The organism is Pedobacter nyackensis (assembly GCF_900176505.1).
In the GTDB taxonomy this organism is placed as follows: domain Bacteria; phylum Bacteroidota; class Bacteroidia; order Sphingobacteriales; family Sphingobacteriaceae; genus Pedobacter; species Pedobacter nyackensis.
The window spans coordinates 1-18,550 of sequence record NZ_FWYB01000027.1 but is presented as its reverse complement, the minus strand read 5'-3'; the positions used below and the strand labels follow the sequence as shown (position 1 = coordinate 18,550).

At 39.5% G+C, this 18,550-nt stretch carries 15 protein-coding genes; 5 read left to right on the top strand and 10 right to left on the bottom strand.

Translation table 11 applies throughout. The features are described 5' to 3' along the window. The 3 genes from B9A18_RS24750 to B9A18_RS24740 form a co-directional block, all read right to left on the bottom strand. Window positions 1–5,625, bottom strand: a 5,625-nt coding sequence (locus B9A18_RS24750) for a DUF8202 domain-containing protein (protein ID WP_144009613.1), incomplete at its 3' end; no start/stop codon positions are given. Between the two features lie 304 nt (window positions 5,626–5,929). Continuing rightward, window positions 5,930–6,208 (bottom strand): Rossmann-fold NAD(P)-binding domain-containing protein, encoded by a 279-nt coding sequence (locus B9A18_RS24745; RefSeq protein WP_084292581.1) that lies wholly within the window; start codon window positions 6,206–6,208, stop codon window positions 5,930–5,932. A 90-nt stretch (window positions 6,209–6,298) separates the two neighbouring features. Then, window positions 6,299–6,883, bottom strand: a complete 585-nt coding sequence (locus B9A18_RS24740; protein WP_084292579.1) for an NADPH-dependent FMN reductase — start codon at window positions 6,881–6,883, stop codon at window positions 6,299–6,301. A 317-nt stretch (window positions 6,884–7,200) separates the two neighbouring features. Between B9A18_RS24740 and B9A18_RS24735 the strand changes: the two genes are divergently transcribed. Both B9A18_RS24735 and B9A18_RS24730 read left to right on the top strand, forming a co-directional pair. Continuing rightward, window positions 7,201–8,427, top strand: coding sequence for an exo-beta-N-acetylmuramidase NamZ family protein (locus B9A18_RS24735; RefSeq protein WP_084292577.1), 1,227 nt, complete (start codon window positions 7,201–7,203; stop codon window positions 8,425–8,427). Window positions 8,428–8,429: 2 nt separating this feature from the next. Continuing rightward, the gene (locus tag B9A18_RS24730) at window positions 8,430–8,981 is read left to right on the top strand and encodes a dihydrofolate reductase family protein (RefSeq protein WP_084292576.1); all 552 of its coding nucleotides are present in this window, start codon (window positions 8,430–8,432) and stop codon (window positions 8,979–8,981) included. 70 nt (window positions 8,982–9,051) lie between these two features. On the opposite strand, the gene B9A18_RS24725 is transcribed toward B9A18_RS24730, so the two are convergent. The 5 genes from B9A18_RS24725 to B9A18_RS24705 form a co-directional block, all read right to left on the bottom strand. After that, on the bottom strand, window positions 9,052–9,864 hold the full coding sequence (locus B9A18_RS24725) for a hypothetical protein (RefSeq protein ID WP_084292574.1): 813 nt from the start codon (window positions 9,862–9,864) through the stop codon (window positions 9,052–9,054). A gap of 34 nt (window positions 9,865–9,898) precedes the next feature. After that, the gene (locus B9A18_RS24720; RefSeq protein ID WP_084292572.1) at window positions 9,899–10,438 is read right to left on the bottom strand and encodes a GNAT family N-acetyltransferase; all 540 of its coding nucleotides are present in this window, start codon (window positions 10,436–10,438) and stop codon (window positions 9,899–9,901) included. Window positions 10,439–10,485: 47 nt separating this feature from the next. Continuing rightward, window positions 10,486–11,259 carry an endonuclease/exonuclease/phosphatase family protein gene (locus B9A18_RS24715; protein ID WP_084292571.1) on the bottom strand — a complete coding sequence of 258 codons (774 nt, stop codon included), beginning with the start codon at window positions 11,257–11,259 and terminating at the stop codon, window positions 10,486–10,488. Window positions 11,260–11,356: 97 nt separating this feature from the next. Beyond that, the gene (locus B9A18_RS24710; protein WP_084292569.1) at window positions 11,357–12,982 is read right to left on the bottom strand and encodes an alpha-L-fucosidase; all 1,626 of its coding nucleotides are present in this window, start codon (window positions 12,980–12,982) and stop codon (window positions 11,357–11,359) included. Window positions 12,983–12,998: 16 nt separating this feature from the next. Further along, the gene (locus tag B9A18_RS24705) at window positions 12,999–14,699 is read right to left on the bottom strand and encodes a peptide-N-glycosidase F-related protein (RefSeq protein WP_084292567.1); all 1,701 of its coding nucleotides are present in this window, start codon (window positions 14,697–14,699) and stop codon (window positions 12,999–13,001) included. A gap of 223 nt (window positions 14,700–14,922) precedes the next feature. On the opposite strand from B9A18_RS24705, the gene B9A18_RS24700 reads away from it, so the two are divergent. Genes B9A18_RS24700 through B9A18_RS24690 form a run of 3 tightly spaced genes read left to right on the top strand, consistent with a single transcriptional unit; the run spans window position 14,923 to window position 16,294 of the window. Further along, window positions 14,923–15,240, top strand: a complete 318-nt coding sequence (locus tag B9A18_RS24700; protein ID WP_084292565.1) for an ArsR/SmtB family transcription factor — start codon at window positions 14,923–14,925, stop codon at window positions 15,238–15,240. Between the two features lie 5 nt (window positions 15,241–15,245). Further along, window positions 15,246–15,395 (top strand): SRPBCC domain-containing protein, encoded by a 150-nt coding sequence (locus B9A18_RS24695; RefSeq protein ID WP_084292563.1) that lies wholly within the window; start codon window positions 15,246–15,248, stop codon window positions 15,393–15,395. Beyond that, entirely contained in the window at window positions 15,392–16,294 is a 903-nt protein-coding gene (locus B9A18_RS24690) for an alpha/beta fold hydrolase (RefSeq protein WP_084292561.1), read from the top strand. The genes B9A18_RS24695 and B9A18_RS24690 overlap by 4 nt, the downstream gene beginning before the upstream one ends. 78 nt (window positions 16,295–16,372) lie before the next feature. Here the strand turns inward: B9A18_RS24690 and B9A18_RS24685 are convergent, their stop codons facing one another. Next, a complete protein-coding gene (locus B9A18_RS24685; RefSeq protein ID WP_084292559.1) occupies window positions 16,373–16,849 on the bottom strand; it encodes a GNAT family N-acetyltransferase in 477 nt (158 codons plus the stop codon). A gap of 394 nt (window positions 16,850–17,243) precedes the next feature. Next, entirely contained in the window at window positions 17,244–18,308 is a 1,065-nt protein-coding gene (locus B9A18_RS24680) for an IS110 family RNA-guided transposase (RefSeq protein WP_084289126.1), read from the bottom strand. Window positions 18,309–18,550: the final 242 nt, after the last annotated feature.

Sequence of the window (18,550 nt, the reverse complement as noted above, 5' to 3'; positions counted from 1 at the left end):
GGTAACTGCCGATGGAGTGAGGATGACGCCGTTCAGCAGGTCATTGTCCAGCACCGAGGCGGTTACACCACCGCTTGCCCCATTAACAGGAGTTGTTGTGTAATCATCATCTATGGCATCTATTGCAACAGCTGATACAGGAACCGTAACAGTGGCTATATCACAATTTGTCGAATTTATAACTTCACATATTCGATATACCAATGTATAATTCCCTAAGGGGGTATTGGGAGCAACTACCACATTCGTCCCTGAAAGGGTTATACCCGGAATAGTTGAGCTAACGAAGGATATATTCACCATTGATGAGGCAAAGGCAACTCCATTCAGTTTGTCGTTGCTCAATACATTGGTAAAAGCCACACCGCCGGCAGCCCCGTTAACAGAACTTCCCGAATCATCATTAGCCTCGATCAGGGATGCTGTTGGTACATTGACTTTAGCTGCATCGCTACAGCCATTGCTGTTGGTCCAAATGAAATTATAAGTACCCAATGCCGAAAAACCTGTGATTGTAGTGTTAGGGTCGGTAGGTGTTGTTATTATTGCTGTGCCCGGGTTATCGCCCTGAGCCGTCCAGACTCCTGTACCCGCCGCGCCCATGGTAGCGCTTCCACCCAGATTTGCTGATTGATCAGCTCCTGCATAGGCCAATGAAACTGTAGCGGTTGCCGGTAAACTTATCAACCCTGCCGCATCTGTTTCAGTATAGGTAAAGGTCAGGATATTAGCACCAGGATCGGGGTCTACGGTAAGCAGGTTGGGATTGTAATTGGGAATAATTTGTCCGGCTGTTACTGAAACTAAATTATAATAGAGCACACCATTAACAGGTAAGGTTATTATCGTTACCGTATTGGTACTGCTGCTGCCATTATAGGCTCCATCTTCAAGATCAGCGCCCGTCAAAATAGGTGCACTTACCTGTGCGACACCTCCGGGATCTACCCCGCATACCGATACAGCATTAGCAGTTGGACGGCTGTTGATTCCAAAATTAGCATTGGTTACGCTGGCGTTGTTTAAGGTAACACCTGTTAAAATACCATTTACGGTACCATCATGACCAGCTGCTGTTCCAAGGTTCTCTCCTGTATTGGCCCAGCCCGAAGGTAAGCTTGAGCCCGGGGCTACGGCGCCAATGGTTCCGGCTGTGGTGCTCAATACAATGCTGTAGGTATCTGGCGCCAGTGACGAGAAACTGTAGACGCCATTGCCGGCAACTGCAGCATTTGCTACCACGGTACCTCCACTGTTAACCAATATTGCTGTAAGCCCGCCTGCATTGGTGCCGGTGCCATTTACCATATTGGCAGGGCTTCCTGCCAGGCCGTTGCCATCATCAAAAACGCTTCCGGTCAGTGATAATATGGAATTGTAATCCTCAACCTCACCGTTTGCGAATATATCATCAAAAGCCGTAAAAACTACCGGGATATCGGTAACGACAAGCCTGGTTTTATACAGCATAGCAGCACCTGCTGGCTGAAGCACTGTGATGGGTACGCTCGTACCGGCTATTGCGCTGCCATTGTAAAACGCGGGGTTGCCGTTACCGTCTACATCATCAGCAAAATTCCCATTATTGTTCCAGTCGAACCACAATCCATAATGCACCGTAGTTCCGGGAGTATTGCTGCTTAGTCGCACATTAAAAGGACCTCCTGAAGTTGTCGGGCCGAGAAGTCCGTCATCAAAAGTATCGGCAGAAGCATCCGCATTTCTCAAAGGCGCAGATTCGACGCTGATGCCTGTTCCCGCCCATACTGCTCCATTGGAACCTGATGGCACCCCGGCAACAACACAGCTGATTATTTTAGCCTGCGCCACCGGCCAGGGGGTATTTGCATCACTATAATCGTAACTGTCGATACTTATCACTTCAAAACTAGTCACAGAGCTACAACCTCCATTGGAACCAGTCACAGTATAAGTGCCGGGAGTACTTACAGTTATACTGCTGGTATTCAAATCTCCGGTACTCCAATCATAGGTAAGTGCCGGTGGAGTTCCCCCTGCATAAAATAATACACTGGCCGGTATGGCTTGTTTGGCAATTGAAGGTCCCGAATAAGAAACGGTCAAAGCCGCTGTACCTACCGAACCGTTAAAATAGTTTACCGTAATAGCATGATAACCTGCAGAAAGACTAACCGCTGTTGAGGCTACCTCCGTTAAGGCATGGCTTCCATCATTGCTGATGAGCAATGAACCGTCTACAGATAAAGTGCTGCCATCCTTACTATTGGTATAAAAAGTATAATTTCCGGCAGTGGTAATGTTAATAAAACCTTTATATTTTACTCCGTAAGCCGTAGAAGCCCCTGTAATACCAGTAAGTCCTGCAAGATTCATTTGTGTAGCTATACCTGAACTATTGGGTTGTTGATTATAAAAACCCTGCGTAATTACCGAAAAATTAGAACTTGCAAACAAAGTAGGAGCGTCATAAGGATTGAAAGCTTCATATTTAATACCAGGAGTAAATCCGGTGACATTGAGGGTAACGGAGGGATTAGCACAGCTTATTTTATATTGGCCACCTATTGTAAAAGAAGACACCACAGAAGGACTTACCGTAATGGTAGTACTTTTTGACACTATACAACCATATTTATCCGTATAGGTACAGGTATATGTGCCTGCCTGAGCGGCAGTGATGCCGGTAATCTCAAAGTTAGCCTGGGTGCTGGTAAAGCCATTGGGGCCCGACCAAAGAATACTGGCTGGAACTGCTTCGGCTAGCGTCGGTACAGAGGTAAACTGTACAGTAGACCCTATACAAGGTGCTGAGGGCGTTGGAGTGACAACTACAGAAGTAACAGGAAGGTCGACAATTATTTTTTCAGTATAAGTACAGTTATTTTCATCTGTAACCGTTACCGTATAGGTACCTATATTTGCTGCGGTAGGATTCGTAATTACCGGATTGGCAAGGGTGCTTGTAAAACCATTGGGCCCAGACCAGCTATAACCCGATATGTTTACGTTAAAGGGAATCGCCCCACTATTTAATGTGATAGTATTAGAACCACAAACATGAGTTACAGTTGGAAACAATACCACATTCCCAAAATCGGAAAAATTGCTGTAATCTCCTCCACCTGGAGTTGCTGCATTTTGATAAAAATAGAATTTACCCGAGGTGTTTTTTATGCTTACAACCTCCCCAGGTGTAAAAACACCCGTTACGGTTTTTATGCAGTATTTCCAACCGGGAATCCCAGGAATGGATGTAAAATCGAACGCCTGGATTATGGTACTATTTCCATTTAGTGTAAATCCGCCTACAATGGCGTCTGGTGCTACAAAGCTAAAAGTTGCTTGCGAAGCTGCAGTCGGATACTGGAAGGCAATCGCTTTTGTTCCTTTACAGTCGCCAATGGGGGTAAGTATGCCTCCGCCTAATTCTGTGGCGTATCCCCCTATTTTATAGACCATAACAGGTTTATCGGCGATAATGCTGGCAGCATTTTTCCCAACAGGCAGTAAATGCTTGACGAAGCCGCCTTTGTTGACCACTAAAGTTGTAGTAGTGGTCCCGTCAAAAATAGTAACAGTAGTCCCGTCTTCGGAACCAAAAATATAAGCCAATTCTCCACCAGTATTAAGATTGGCACGTAAGTGGACGTACTCCAAGCCAAGCTTGGCCACTGGTACCAATTGGTCTCCCGCATTATCTGCAGAAGTTCCATATCCCAGTAAATCATCCATATAGGTAACGACAACCGGCTTCGTACTACTAACAAAACTTCCCGAGAGATGATTTCCGGTTGATACCGAAGCCTGGGCGGAATAACTTTGCCCTTGATTGAGCGTAATTGTAAAAGGAACGTTCGCCCCATGCCCCACGATGGCTTGGCTAGGGGTAATGGTTACTATCGTATTATTCTGTGTTGCTGTAACCACAAACATACTGCTTGCTGCTCCCCAAACTAACGTATTAGTAAAAGTGTCCTGACCTGGAATAATAAAGGAAGTCCCCAAGCCGTTGGGACCACGAAGTGGCATTGTACCATAATTAGCATCATTCTCATTGGCATAATAGGCTCCCATCTGCCCATTTACCCGAATTCTGAGGCCTTTATTTTGAATTGTATTAGCCGGTTTTACCGCAATAGAGTTGATCAGTGATGACATATCAATTATTTTGGCTGTATTAGGAGCTACAAAACCCGTGATTGGGGTAAAACTTGGATCGGCAGGCATATCAATGACGTAAGCAGCACTTTGGGTATCGGAAACGCCTGTCAAGTGCAGTTTCTGAGGCGTAAAATAAGTAGTATTCCAAGACGGTACCCCAAACCAAAACTCAAAGTCATATGTTGTAGGAATAATTTGGTCTCCGACATTAAGGGTAAAATAATCACCATCATTTAAAGTTACCCCAGTAAATTCAAGAGTTTTACCTGATAGCGTTCCAGTGACCGGTGTTGATGCAGCAAAGCTGTTGCTGTTATTAACCAATAAAGCAACATTGCTTAAATTGCTGGTTGATAACAATAATTCTGCGATGATGTTCAAATCAAATTTAAGATCAACTGACGTTACACCAGCAGATTTACTGACCCGCCACACCCGTTGTAAACGCTTACCATAACCGGCAGGGACATCCGAAGATCGCAAATCAATTGAAGCACCATTATCACCGGCTATGAAATAGTCGCCGTTATTTAATGCGGCAGGACTTTCAATCGTCACCACAGAACCTATATTTATACTTCTTGAATCGGTTTGATTTAAGCCGGATCCGTCATCTCTGACAATACCAGTTACGTCTTTGGCAAAACCGCTGTTTGAGGTGGCACTAGGATACCATATCACACCCGAACTATTTACATAGTTGGATGCCACAGTTTGATCCAAGGTAATACCATATTTGAGTGCCAGATAACTTTGTATCTGGTTGTTTTGAGCTGCGTTTACCGGGCCTGTATAGCCAATTACTTCGGCTATATCATCATTTACCATAGCATTTCCTAAGGTGATATTATTGGCACCACCCGTAAAGCTCGTCATCGTGGTTCCGGCGGCCAGTACTTTTCCATCAGAAATTATCGCATTTTTTATAGTACCACCGTGTGTCTGTCCTGCTGTTGTACTTGCATTAAAACTGTAAATATGCGGCTGTGTATTATTTGGGATATTAGCAAATGGGAAGGTTAGATCTGGGGCTTTAGGGCGCCAGTACACAAGTCCATTACTGGAAAAAGGTAGAAATATAGAAAAGGCTCCCCCAGGTACAACCTGGTTTAACAAAGTAGTATTACCTGCTGAATTATTAACCCTGATTACAGAATAAATATTTACATCACTAATGCTACCGGTACCCGTAATACCGCCCGCATAGTTCATTACGTCGTTGGTAAAGTTAACTGCTGGGTGATTGTTAATAGAATTATTTATTAACAGCGGTTGGGAACCAGCAGTAGCTTGGGTAAAATTTATCCCGTTACCTGCCTGATCAGCCCATGCCGATACATTCGTTCCTGTTACCCCGGCATCGGCCTTGAGCCAAAATTTCAGATTAGTGCTTACTCCTCCGGGAGTCTGGGCGTTTAATGTCTCTGCAGACATCAATAACACTAAAAAAACAATAATATGAAATGAGTATTTTTTCCTCATAGTAGAACATTAATTTACTAAATAGCACTTAGAATGGGTAAAAGAAGCGCATTATACTATATAACTAATTAGGATTAGACAAGCGTTTTAAATCAGAATCAACATTACTAAATTTGAAGTTTTCCAGTAACTATAATAATTGGCAATATTAATCAATAATTTGAATCAATTTTCCTCTTGTAATAATAATAAATAGTATTAATAAAATAATAAATAGAAGTAATAATAATTGCACAAGCCAAATCGACATTAAACTATAGAAATTAATATTTACTTCTGATAGAATAGTTTCGTAACAAGCAATTTAACCAAGGTTGGGTTCTTGGCGGACGGTTTCCTGTTCTGCCTTTATTTGCTCAATCCCTTCTCTAAAAGTCGTTATCCTGAATTCAGGAAAGCGCTTCTTGAACTTCGAAACGTCAAATATATTATCATGGGCATATCTTGGCAAAAGCTCCTGCAGCTCACTTAACCGTTTGCTGAAGACAGCACCAATTTTCAGGATAAATTTTGGGATAACATGATATTCCAGTTTTCTCCCATAAACTTCCGATGCCAATGTGATAAAGTCCTTAAACGACATCCTGTTCTCGTCTATGGATAAATGCCAGGTTTACGCAAACAGTGTATCGGTATCATTGACCTTTTTTGGATTTCTTACTATTATTTTAGATTAGACACCTTCATTCATAAGAATTGGCGCAGAAAGCAGTTCTTGCTTATCATTGCTAATTACTTCTTTTAAAGAATTTATTAACTTATTTATACTGTGCAAGGTTTGCTCATCATTTATTTTCCCATCATTACTTACTTTGGTTTTAACGAATGAGATCAAGAGTTGTGTATCCGTTGTCATTTTGGCTTCTATAATAAGAAGTGTCCCTAAAAGTGAAAGATGTGCTTTCTCTCCTGATAGTGAAGCAGTGATAAGAGCAACGGGTTTTTGAGAAAAATCCATGGAAGAAACTGTCCAATCGATTGCATTTTTTAATGTTCCTGGCACTCCAATAGCGTATTCTGGCGTGCAGAATAAAACGCCATCAGCCTCGCTTAATTGCTTGCGAAAATCAGTTACCTGATGAGGGACATTTTCATCGTCCAAATCTGGATTAAAATGTGGAAGTTCTGACAAGCCCTCGAAAACACTTATGATAAAATCTTCCGATGCCAAGTCGGCAACTGCTTTTATAAGGTTAAGATTGGAGGAAGCCTTTCTTGTACTTCCTGAAATAGCCAATATTTTCATTTTTGTCTTCATAGCCTTACGTAGATTTAGATTCAAATATACTCATTCTATAAAACGCGAAAAATCAAAAAACCAGGTTGACATCCATCGACCTGGTTCTAATTATGAACTACCTTTTTCGTTTTTTTATGGATAGTGTTTAATCATTTTGGCAGAAAAAACTTCCTGAAAATCAGAAAACAAGCTACCAGTGCAATGAATGCCTGGGAATATTGAATTATTGGCAAAAAGTAAGAGAATGACATCGAATTATTTTACTAACTTAACACTTGTGCTTTGGAGATTCTGCTTAGGACTAATGGTATAAAGAAATTATAAACCTTCGAAAAATGATGAGATTTATTTCTATACTTTTTTTAACACTTCTGGCGATCAGCAACATTAAAAGTACCGCACAAATTGCATCGTCAAAACAAAGTATATCCAAGAGGTCGGGAATTATCACAGGTGCCGACCAGACTGAAAAATATTTGCCTTATCTAAAAGGAAAACGAATTGGCCTGGTTGCAAATCAGAGTTCCATAATCGGCAACATAAGCAGCGTAGACAGTTTAGTAAGCCTTGGAATTAAAATTGTAAAAGTGTTTGGACCTGAGCATGGTTTTAGAGGCAATGCCAGTAATGGAGCTGTGGTGAGCAATGAGATAGATGCTAAAACCGGCATTCCAATCATCTCTTTATATGGCAAGAATGAGAAACCAACAAAAGCACAGCTGGCGGATATCGACCTTATGGTCTTTGATATTCAGGATGTGGGCTGCCGCTATTATACGAATATCAATACGCTTGAGTATGTAATGGATGCCTGTGCAGAAAACAACAAAGAGCTGCTAATTCTTGACAGGCCTAATCCTAACGCTTATGTAGTAGACGGGCCGGTTATGACTGAGGATAAATATAAATCTGCCATAGGGATCCATTATACACCCATGACGCATGGCATGACTATCGGTGAATTTGCACAATACCTTAACGGTGAAGGATACCTGAAACAACAATGCATAATAAAGATTATAAAAGTTGCCAACTATGATCATGATATGCCTTATGTTTTACCGGTAAATCCCTCACCGAATTTAAATACACAGCAGGCTGTGATGCTTTTCCCGAGCTTATGTATGTTTGAAGGAACTGCTATCAATGAGGGCCGGGGAACTTATATGCCATTTACTATATTGGGAGCACCCAAATTGAAAGACAAGTATTCATTTTCATACAAACCGGTAAGTATACCCGGAATGAGTGAGCGACCAAATCAAAAAGACGCCGTTTGTTACGGCCTTGACCTTCGCAAATATGATATTAAAAAGCTTCGGAAGAGCCGCCAAATTGATTTATCGTGGTTAATTGAATTATACAATGCCTATCCGGATAAAGCTAATTTCTTCAATGAGGAACGAAGTAATGGTGTATCCCCTTTTGATCTGCGCATAGGTACCGATCAATTGAGAAAACAGATCATAGCGGGAGTATCGGAAGCGGACATCAGAAAAAGCTGGGAACCCGGATTGCAGAAGTTTAAGGCGACACGGGCGAAGTACCTACTATATCCTTGATTATGAGAAATATTATCTATGGAATCAATCTGACTGCAGATGGCTGCTGTGACCATACCAAAGGTAATGGCACAGCAGATATTCACGAATACTTTACAGACCTCATGCGGGACGTTGATCTGATCGTCTACGGACGCATAACTTATCAACTAATGGTGCCTTATTGGCCTGATGTAGCAAAAAGCCAGTCCGGGACAAAAACAGAGAATGAATTTGCACAAACATTCAATGCAATCGACAAAATTGTTTTTTCCAAATCATTACACAGTGTTGAGGGGAATACGAGGATTATTCGTGATAACCTCGCGGAGGAAGTTTTAAAACTGAAACAGCAACCAGGTAAGAAAATTTCAATTGGAGGTGTAAGCCTGCCTTCGCAATTAGTAGCGCTTGGCTTAGTTGATGAATTTTACATTGTCGTTCATCCTGTCATTGTAGGGCAAGGAAGACGGCTGTTTGATGACATCAACCTTGTGGAGCGGTTAAACTTAAAACTGGTGGAATCGAAGGTGCTTAAATCAGGATCTGTAGCACTTCATTACATTAAGGAATAAATGCAAAAAGCCTTAGATTTCTCTAAGGCTTTAGTTATTCCCGTCTCAGCGGATTAGTTTTAATTTCTTCCTATCGTGCGCTCCCTGAAAAAAGATCTGTCTGCCAAAAAAACCTAAAGACATTAAGTCTTAGAAAGCCTTTAGTAGCACGGTACTTCTTACCCTTATCATCGTAAAGATTCATCTCAAACCTGGCAGATATACGATACCTATCCTTATCAACTTGTTCTTTTTCGGTAATCTCGAAATGAGCATCATCTTGCAGAGAGCTATCAGAGGAATCGTCAAAACTAAATTCCGGCCTACCGGTCCTACCAAGCCTATCTACAACAAAAGAAACGCCGTCAATCGAATTGGTACTTTGATAGTCTATTGCGAATTCCTGCTTACCTTTGTCAAGCATATTTCTGATATCTTTTGCATACCACATAGCCCCTATATAATTTAAATCCTTCACCTGAAATCCTTTACCGAATGATATATGTAGGTTACCGTAGTCATTTGGACCTGAAAAAGATTTCCCATAACTAAGATAAATAGAATCAACGGACGCGTAATAAGACTTGCCACCCAACGTCCCCCAATTCTTCCTCCCCGCTACAGGAGCATCCAAGAACCTCATATTTGCACCGCTATTTCCTATGCCCATTGAAAATACACTATTTGCAGTATAAACCTTTCCATCTACTTCAAAATAGATGCTGTCGGATAGACTTATTTGCTTGGTGTTAGGAACAGGTTCAACTTCAACCCCGCTGATACCACCCTTTTTACAGCTGGTAAAACAAACTATAAACACGCCTGTAATTAAGGCAAGGCGGAACATGTTTCTGAAATTCGATTTTGATAATGCTACTGATTTTGAGACCTGAATGATATGCATTTATAACGTTAATTTGAGAGCGAAGATAGAAATATTATTTAGAAATTACATAAGTCAGCATCGCCTCAACATCCGTGTGTATATGTTTAAAGTTACCAGGAGCCAATTTAAAGCCTGCTTTTTCAAGCAACGTAACTGAAGCTGGGTTCTTAGCGGACGGAAATGCCACAATTGTTTTTGCACCCATCGTATCAAATCCATATTCCAGTATACGTGCAACAGCTTCTGCCATAATACCTTTCTTCTGAAACTCCGGGAGCAATTCATATCCAATCTCCACGGTTTCAGCTGGTATGTCAAAATTCCAAAGACAAATTGCACCTATCAATGCCTTGGAATCTTGATAAGATATTCCCCAAAGTATACATTCGTTATTATTTATAAGATTTTCAATCCTTTTAATGTGCGCAGTTGCTTCATCCAAACTCGTAAAGGGCTTTTTACCTATCAAACTAGTCACTTCAATATCAGAACGCAGCTGGTAAATTACTGCGGCGTCGTTTAATGAAAGCTTTCTGAGTATCAATCTACTGGTCGTTAATGTTGGGAATTTTGAAAAGTTGGGATGCCTCATGGTTGCGGATTAAGATAGCAAAATACATAGTTGTATGGTACCTCCTCTTATTTTCCAACTATTTCAACATAAACTGGTCGATGATCACTAGCATATGTTTCTTTCAACACCTGGTGATGTTCAAACTTATATTGACGAGGCTTATTGACCATGATAAAGTCAATTTCTTTTTTAGGATTAACTTCTGGAATAGTAAGTCCATTTGGAATCTGACTTTTTGTGAATACTTGAGTCAAATTCTTGATGGGAGCTTCCTCAGGCTCAGCATTTAAATCTCCAACAAAAACGACCAGGCCTTTATCATTTTTAAATTTATCTAAAATAAATGCACATTGTTCAAGTCTATTCTCTTCGTTCAAATCGAGGTGGGTATTGGCAAATTTTATGGTTTTACCTTTGATTTTGACCTCAATCACAGCAAGGCTTCTTAATTCGCTTTTAACCGGTGAGGGCAGTTCAAAACGTTCAGACCTGATAATTGGATATTTTGAAAGAATGACTGTTCCATATTCCCCTTTATCCAGATTGATTCCTTTTGAAAAGAAGTAGTGCATTCCAGTCAATTCGGCAAGCTTTTTTGCTTGATCCACATTTTTAGATCTACCCAGATTGACATCTATTTCCTGTAAACCAACAAGGTCGGCATTCGTTTTTTTAATAATAGCAGCTATGGTATCTAAATTAATTACATGCCCTTTTTCGCTGGGTGGATTGGCATGATGAATATTGTAGCTTAATATCTTAATTCGCTGCGCTGAAACAGTTGAACTAAAACAGCAAAAAAGAAAACAGGTTAAGTAACTAAAGAAATGCTTTTTCATCTTGAAAATAATTGGTAAAATAAATAATGTTTTGTTATCGGTTAATTCTATTACAAGGTTAACTTATTGCCTTTTCGCGTAGAAGCATAAAAACGTCTTACAATGCTCCTTTTACTTCAAAAACAGCTGCATATTTTGAAAGACGATTGGCCGGAACCTTAAATGTCAATTTTTCGTCTGTTTGGTTGAATGCTACTTTTTTGCCATCCATCGTTTTTATCGACTTGATCTTATTTGGTGACTGATTTGATTTCAAACCTAATGTTGGAAGTGCAATTTCACCTTCGGTTGGATTCAATACAAAAACATACAAAACGTTAGCTTTAGTTGTAAATCTGACTTCATCATTGCCGTAAGGTGGGCTTTTAATTGTCCGCTGATTAAACTGCTCAGATTCTGCTTGTTTTTTCAATGCTTCCAAGTCGGCATTGGCAATATTAGTGGCACGTTTTAAAATCGAATTCAAATTATCGCCATACACTTTCCAGGGTTTACTTGCATAAATTGCTGCACTGTTTTTATTTACCCAGGCTCCAACTTCATCAAGAATTGCCTTTTCATCCGAAGAAAGGCTTCCGTTAGGTAAAAGTTCTACATTGAGCAATAAATTTCCATTTTTACTATTTACATCTGCCATCATTTCGATAATCGTTCGCGCATTGTGAACCATTTCTCTGTCCTTTTTATAGAACCATCCACTACTAGTGGTAATAATACCTTGCCAAGGTTTTGGGTTAATATCATTTGAGGTTCCGCATTCAATATCTTTTACAATAGCGTCATCTTCAGAAATTTTACCCGCTGCAACAGCCATAATCTTACCGTTTTTCTTTAAGCTGTTTTCAAATAAAGTGCGGCAAACCTCTTTTCCTGGCTCACCATAAGGGAAGCCGTAACCGTCATACCAAATCATATCCACATCGTATTTTGTTACTAATTCCTTATGACGCAATACCCATGTTTTTTTCATATCAGCAATCCACTCAGGAGTTCTTTTGGCCGGTGGCATTCCATACAAATCGGCTGGATCAAGTCCATCCCACCATAAACCTTTCCCATCTTCTTTAGTCAGATTTCCATCATAAGGAACGCCTTTTAATGGCCCCGATTTATCCGAACCAAAGGCCGAAAGCCACCAACTCAAATAACGGTCATCATGTGAACTTACTGCGAAAGGCATCTTGTATTTTCGTGCAGCTTGTCTAAAATCTCCGACGATGTCTCTTTTAGGACCTACATTTACCGAATTCCATTTTTGATAAGTCGAATTGAAATCGTCAAAATGATCATGATGAACAGCTAAAACCATAAAATATTTAGCACCCATTTCTTTGAAATATTTCATCAAAGCATTAGGATCTAATTTTTCGGCCTTCCAGGACTGAAGTACTTCTTTGTAACCGAATTTGGAAGGATGTCCATACTGTTTAAGTTGATTGGCATAGGCATCTTTCCCGAAAGTTTGGCCACCTACATCCTGCATATACATGTGACGGGCATACCATCCCCCTCCATTATCGGGTTGAGACTGTCCTCCCCAATGCAGCCAAATTCCAAAACGAGCTTCGGTATACCATGCCGGAAACTCATAGTCCTTTTTCAGCTCTTCCCAGGACTTTTCCTTTTCCTGTGCATAAGATGGAATCGAGAATAAAACTGCCAAACTCAAGTATAAAGTATATTTGAAATTTGCAGAACAAAAAATCCAGTGTCTTTTTTTCATTTGTAGTTTCCTCAATTTATTGTGTTATCAAATAGGCCGACACATAATACTTACTATCTGTTTTTTCAAATTCGGCCTCGGGGATTGATATTTTTAAAGTATGCTTTCCTTTTGCCAGTGGACCGAGGTTAATAATACGTGTAGGTACCGGCCCGCCTGGGCACCATGAACGACGTTCTTTGCCAATGTCGCCGAAATAAATACCATTAGGTTGCGTGTTATACATCTCAAAAGGTGCACAATTTTGACTCATTTCTAATCGGGTATATTCTTTACCGTTCAGATCTACTATATGTTCTCTCCAATTGTATTCTTCTCCACCTTCGGCTGCTCCATGTCCTGATGAAATGAGATAAAGAACTGTTGTTTTAGTGTCGTCAGGTAGCTCGAAGCTTACTTGTTTACTATTTTTCCCGGCAGTTTTATCTTTGCCGTCTAAACTATAATAACTTAATAATGAAATTCCCTTTTGTGTAGACAAATCTTTCGTTTTATCGCTGATTAAATCTACAGACACATTAAAAGTTAGCAACGAACCATCGCAACCGATTACCTCCCGTTGTCCGGCGCCTGTTGTACCAAATACCTCTGTCAATAGATAAACATCCTTTCCAGCTTGTTTTATCGTACTAACCATTTGGTCTATCTGTGCTTCGTAAGGAATGTGGTCTGGCTGACGAGTACGATACATAAACGGTGTCATGATCCTTAAAAGTTCAAATTGCTCACCTTTTTCTAAATTAAATTGTTCACCTTTTGGCATAACAACCAAAGTCACGTGGCCAATTCTATCATAGTTATCGCATCCCGATTTTATGGTAACTTTTACTTTTAATGTTTTACCAATCTTATCTATTTCGGCTGGACTAAGCTGACGCAAGTACTCAGCATTACTGATGCGTGTTACACCTTTAGCCACCGGATGAGCTACCTTTGCTGCATAACCATCATAAAAATCAACATTTTTTAAAACATTAATGGTTACTATCTGCTCTGCTAACTTAGATAAGGCAGTTGTGATCTCCTTACCCAATGTAGTAGTTTTTTGTTTGGCCGGCAATTGATCAAAAAATTGCTGCGCTTTATTGACGTTGAAAGCAGAACCATCAGTGCTTACATAAATTAGCAAGGCTTCGGCAGCATAAGGTTTAGTGATATTTTTCGATAAAAATTCCGATAATTGCGCAAGTTTCAAGTTTTTCACACTATCTATCTCTGCATCAACGATTTTTTCACGAATGGCATCTCCGGCTTTTACCCGCTTTTTTTTCCAACCTAATAAGCGCAATGAAGTATCTAACTTTAAGTATGGCTTTTTAAAGGCCATATAATCATTGTTTACTACAGATCCACTGATTATGGATTTACGCAAATAGCCTTTTGCACTAATATTTACCAATCCTTTAGAAAGATACAGACTTAACGAATTAGGATCAGCTGCTACATTTGGTGAAGTTTTTGGCTTAGTAAATTGTAATAAAGCTTTAATATCTACATCAGCAGTGCTTCTAAAACTGAATTTATTGTCTTTAATTACCGCGCTATCTAAAGCCTCTTTTCCATTTTTTTGATAGGTAAAATAAATTGCCCGATTGGCCGAATCGTAACTGGGTAAATTAACCGTCCCCTGTAATTGGAAAGGAACATCAGCGTTTTTTTGCGCCATTAAACCTGTCGATGAAATGCCAGTTAATAAAAGCAATAGATATCTTTTCATATTCAAAATTTCAACTTTCGGTAAATATCATCAAAAACTAAAAGTGAAACTTCTGTTATTTTATCTAAATGTTATGCAAAATATACCGCGCTACCTCTTCCGTCTTTGCTAAATGAACTAATTCTTTCCCATAACTCTATAATTCACGCGAAAGGCGACTTTAAAAAAAACATTTGGACAACCAAATGGTTGTTCTTATATTTGACAACCATTTGGTTGTATTATGATAGAAAGAAGAGACGTTTTTCAGGCAATTGCCGACCCCACCAGGAGAATGATTATTCTTAAGTTGTCTCATGGACCGCTTAATATCACCAAGATTGGTGAAGACTTTGGCATTAGTAAACAGGCAATCGCGAAACACATTAAGATCCTTAACGAGTGCGGCATAATCTCAATGAGTCAAAAAGGACGGGAACAGGTTTGTGAAGCACAGCTTGGTCAGCTGGATGAGGTTACTGATTGGGTAACTGAATCCCGTAAACTATGGAACCAGCGGTTTGAAAAGCTCGACAAATTCCTTAAAGAAACAAAACAATAACAGATATGAACTCAGACAAAAAAGAACTCCGCATTCCCCATGTGTTCGACGCACCCGGAGAAGTAGTATTCCAGGCCTGGACAGATCCGGAACAACTAAAACACTGGTATACACCAAATGGATGTACAATCGAATTTAAAACCATTGAAAAATGAAAAGAACAATCGTATATACTGTTTTAGCACTTCTGATATTATCATCGTTCAAAAGCCTAAGCCAATCAAAAGAAAACAATTATCAAATTAGCAAGGCAGTATATGATACCCTGACTTTCAAAAGCGGGTATTCGAAAGTCAACGGGATCAAAATATATTACGAAATTTATGGAAAAGGCAAGCCACTTGTTTTGATTCATGGTGGTGGTTCTACTATTCAGTCAAATTTTGGGCAGGTAATTCAGATGCTTGCTAAAAACAGAAAAATTATTGCTATGGAGTTGCAAGCTCACGGGAGAACCAGTGATAGAGGTAAGGACTCGTCCTTTGAGCAGGATGCGGATGATGTGTGGGGTCTTTTAAAGAACTTGAAAATTGACAAAGCAGACTTTTTGGGTTTCAGTAATGGCGGAACCACAACGATACAAATAGCCCTCCGTCACCCTGATATAGTTGATAAAATTGTTTTGTGTTCTACACTTTGCAAACGCAGTGGGGTGCCTGCACAGTTTTGGGATTTTATGAAACAGGCGAACCTGGCCAATATGCCCCAAGAGCTAAAAGATGCTTATCTAGCCGTAACACCTAATCCAGAGGGCCTGCAAATAATGCATGACAGGGATGCAAAAAGGATGGTAAATTTTAAAGACATTCCTGATGCGCAAATTAAATCTATTAAAGCCCAAACGCTAATCATAATAGGCGATAAAGATGTCATAACTCCCGAACACGCTATTGAAATGCATAGACAGATAACGGGCTCTGAATTAGCAATCATTCCGGGCGTTCATGGTGAGTATATTGGAGAAATTACTACACTGAAATCTAATTCCAAAGAAGCAGAATTTGTTATTCCAATGATTGAAAATTTCCTTGATAAATCGGAAAGAAAGCAATAATTAGTTTACCAAAAGGCAAATTAAGGATTGTGCGGATTACTTTAGAACCAAAAATTTGGATATCTATACAATCCTTAATTATAGATTCTTCTCCATCTTGATATCTGCCCGCTCATAAGGCCCCTGCTCTAAGGCAACCTCTTCAAATCCATATTTCCGATACAACCGTAAAGCTGGTTCTAACTGCTTATTTGAATAAAGAACTAACTTTTGGACATTTTCAGATTTTGCTACTTTAATGGCGTGTTCAAGTAGCAGGGTGCCAATTCCATATCCTTGCGCCTTATTACTGACCGCCATTTTTCCAAGTTCGAATATGTTGTTGCTTTTCTTTAACAGAGATGCCGTACCAACTATATCATTCCCTAATTTCGCATAAAAAATAAAACCACCCTTATCGATGATCTCTTCTTTTGGATTCGAAAGAGAAAGCCTATCTCCTTCTTCGATGCGGAAGAATTTTTCTAGCCATTCGTAGTTTAGTGTTCTTATAGCCTCCTTATTGTCTTTAGAAAAGTCTATTATTTCTACTTCTTTATTTGTCAGTTTTCCCATACTATTTCGATTAGACATCAACTAAATATTCAGTATTTTTTTCCAATACCATCAGATGATAGCTTATGCAATGGTGCAACAAAATAACTTTTAGGTTAAACTTTATCTTTGCTAATCGCCTGTCCTACAAAGATGGAAATAAAATTCAAACAGATACAAACACAGTTATATTGACTTTAATAGACACAGATTCCATTCATCTGCATGATCTTTTTGGTCCCAACCATTGTAATCACTAATATGCTCTTTGTATTGTTCTTGCAGCTGTTTGCCATCCACCTGAAAATAATGACCTAAATGATAGCAGCTGATCAGATGGTTATCCAAATATTCCTTTAAAAAAAAGGTACTGTTTTAAAATCCAAATATTTAGACAAAAAAGTATTTTTGTAATCTAAAGAAGTTCAACTACTGAACTATCTTGTGTAGTCTCGATTATCGGATCGGGACTACTTCCTTTATAATTTTCCATAAACTCAGTATCATTTTTCCAAAGGGTATAGATTAGAATTAGTAATTTCCTCTGTATAGCAACTTGGCCTACCATTTTAGAGCTTTTTTTCTGGTTTATTCTCATGTAGATTTCCTTTAATGACTCATTGTATCTGCATGCTACCATTGCAGGAAAATAGAGTGCATTCCTGATATACCTATTTCCTTTCTTAGATATTCTTGTCTTTCCCTTTATTGATGTTCCAGATTCCCTTTGCACAACATCATAGCCTGAATAGCTCACAAGTTGCTTAACGCTACCAAACTGCTTAAAACCCATAGTTTCAGCAAGAATTGTAGCAAGAGTAATAAGGCCGACGCCTCTTATTGTCAACAACTTTCTTACTTTTTCCTTCAGAACCCTGTCGGCTTCTAGAAGTTTCTTGATTTCAATTAGACATTTTGCAATTTCTTTATCTATCTCGACAATCAATTTCTTGTTGCTTTTGATGATGAAATTTTGAATGTCATGTGAGCAATCCTTACTATGCTTAATGTTCCCAAGAGCAGTTTTCTGCTCCTGCAGTTGAACATAATACCGGGTTAGATTCCTAAGCTGCAACAATGCTGCAGGAGGTGGAGCCCATGACTTATGGATTCGCTCTATCCCAAACTGGCTGAGTATTCTCGCATCAACTGCATCTGTCTTTGTCTTGATGTTTAGGCTGGAAAAATAGTGCTTTGAGGTATTGGGTAGCACAACGTGAACCGTTTTCTTGATCTTGTAAAGGTGGTGCGCCAAATGTTCATAGTAAACACCTGTAGCTTCCATCAGGAATACAAGCTCTGTTCCAGCAACAATAATGCTTTTCGCCCACCGTAGCAATTGATTAAAACCCTTGGTGTCGTTACTAAAATCTAAAGACTTTGAGAACGTTAATTTACCGTCCTCTAAACGCTGACATAGACATGCAGTAAATTTAGTTTTTGAGATATCTATCCCAATTGATTGTTTTGTAATAGCCATAATCAAGAATTTAAATCGTATCGACTTAATCCTCCTTCGTCTATCCTTTTGTTTTATTCAGGCTCGTTATAGCGGCCTTAAGTACTGTTCAGACTCCTGAGAATGAAATCGTGTGGATCATCCCTTTTTTACGGTATAGCTGGAAGCTTACCAAGACCGAATTGATCTCACACGAACAGTCAATACATTTTGCATAACAACAATATAATGACCTTTTTAAAATTCTCAGTAAATATAAAAGA

Bases quoted from the DNA above. Each gene is read 5' to 3' on its own strand.
- B9A18_RS24745 (WP_084292581.1), bottom strand. From the start codon at position 6,208: ATGTCGTTTAAGGACTTTATCACATTGGCATCGGAAGTTTATGGGAGA.
- B9A18_RS24740 (WP_084292579.1), bottom strand. From the start codon at position 6,883: ATGAAGACAAAAATGAAAATATTGGCTATTTCAGGAAGTACAAGAAAG.
- B9A18_RS24735 (WP_084292577.1), top strand. From the start codon at position 7,201: ATGATGAGATTTATTTCTATACTTTTTTTAACACTTCTGGCGATCAGC.
- B9A18_RS24730 (WP_084292576.1), top strand. From the start codon at position 8,430: ATGAGAAATATTATCTATGGAATCAATCTGACTGCAGATGGCTGCTGT.
- B9A18_RS24725 (WP_084292574.1), bottom strand. From the start codon at position 9,864: ATGCATATCATTCAGGTCTCAAAATCAGTAGCATTATCAAAATCGAAT.
- B9A18_RS24720 (WP_084292572.1), bottom strand. From the start codon at position 10,438: ATGAGGCATCCCAACTTTTCAAAATTCCCAACATTAACGACCAGTAGA.
- B9A18_RS24715 (WP_084292571.1), bottom strand. From the start codon at position 11,259: ATGAAAAAGCATTTCTTTAGTTACTTAACCTGTTTTCTTTTTTGCTGT.
- B9A18_RS24710 (WP_084292569.1), bottom strand. From the start codon at position 12,982: ATGAAAAAAAGACACTGGATTTTTTGTTCTGCAAATTTCAAATATACT.
- B9A18_RS24705 (WP_084292567.1), bottom strand. From the start codon at position 14,699: ATGAAAAGATATCTATTGCTTTTATTAACTGGCATTTCATCGACAGGT.
- B9A18_RS24700 (WP_084292565.1), top strand. From the start codon at position 14,923: ATGATAGAAAGAAGAGACGTTTTTCAGGCAATTGCCGACCCCACCAGG.
- B9A18_RS24695 (WP_084292563.1), top strand. From the start codon at position 15,246: ATGAACTCAGACAAAAAAGAACTCCGCATTCCCCATGTGTTCGACGCA.
- B9A18_RS24690 (WP_084292561.1), top strand. From the start codon at position 15,392: ATGAAAAGAACAATCGTATATACTGTTTTAGCACTTCTGATATTATCA.
- B9A18_RS24685 (WP_084292559.1), bottom strand. From the start codon at position 16,849: ATGGGAAAACTGACAAATAAAGAAGTAGAAATAATAGACTTTTCTAAA.
- B9A18_RS24680 (WP_084289126.1), bottom strand. From the start codon at position 18,308: ATGGCTATTACAAAACAATCAATTGGGATAGATATCTCAAAAACTAAA.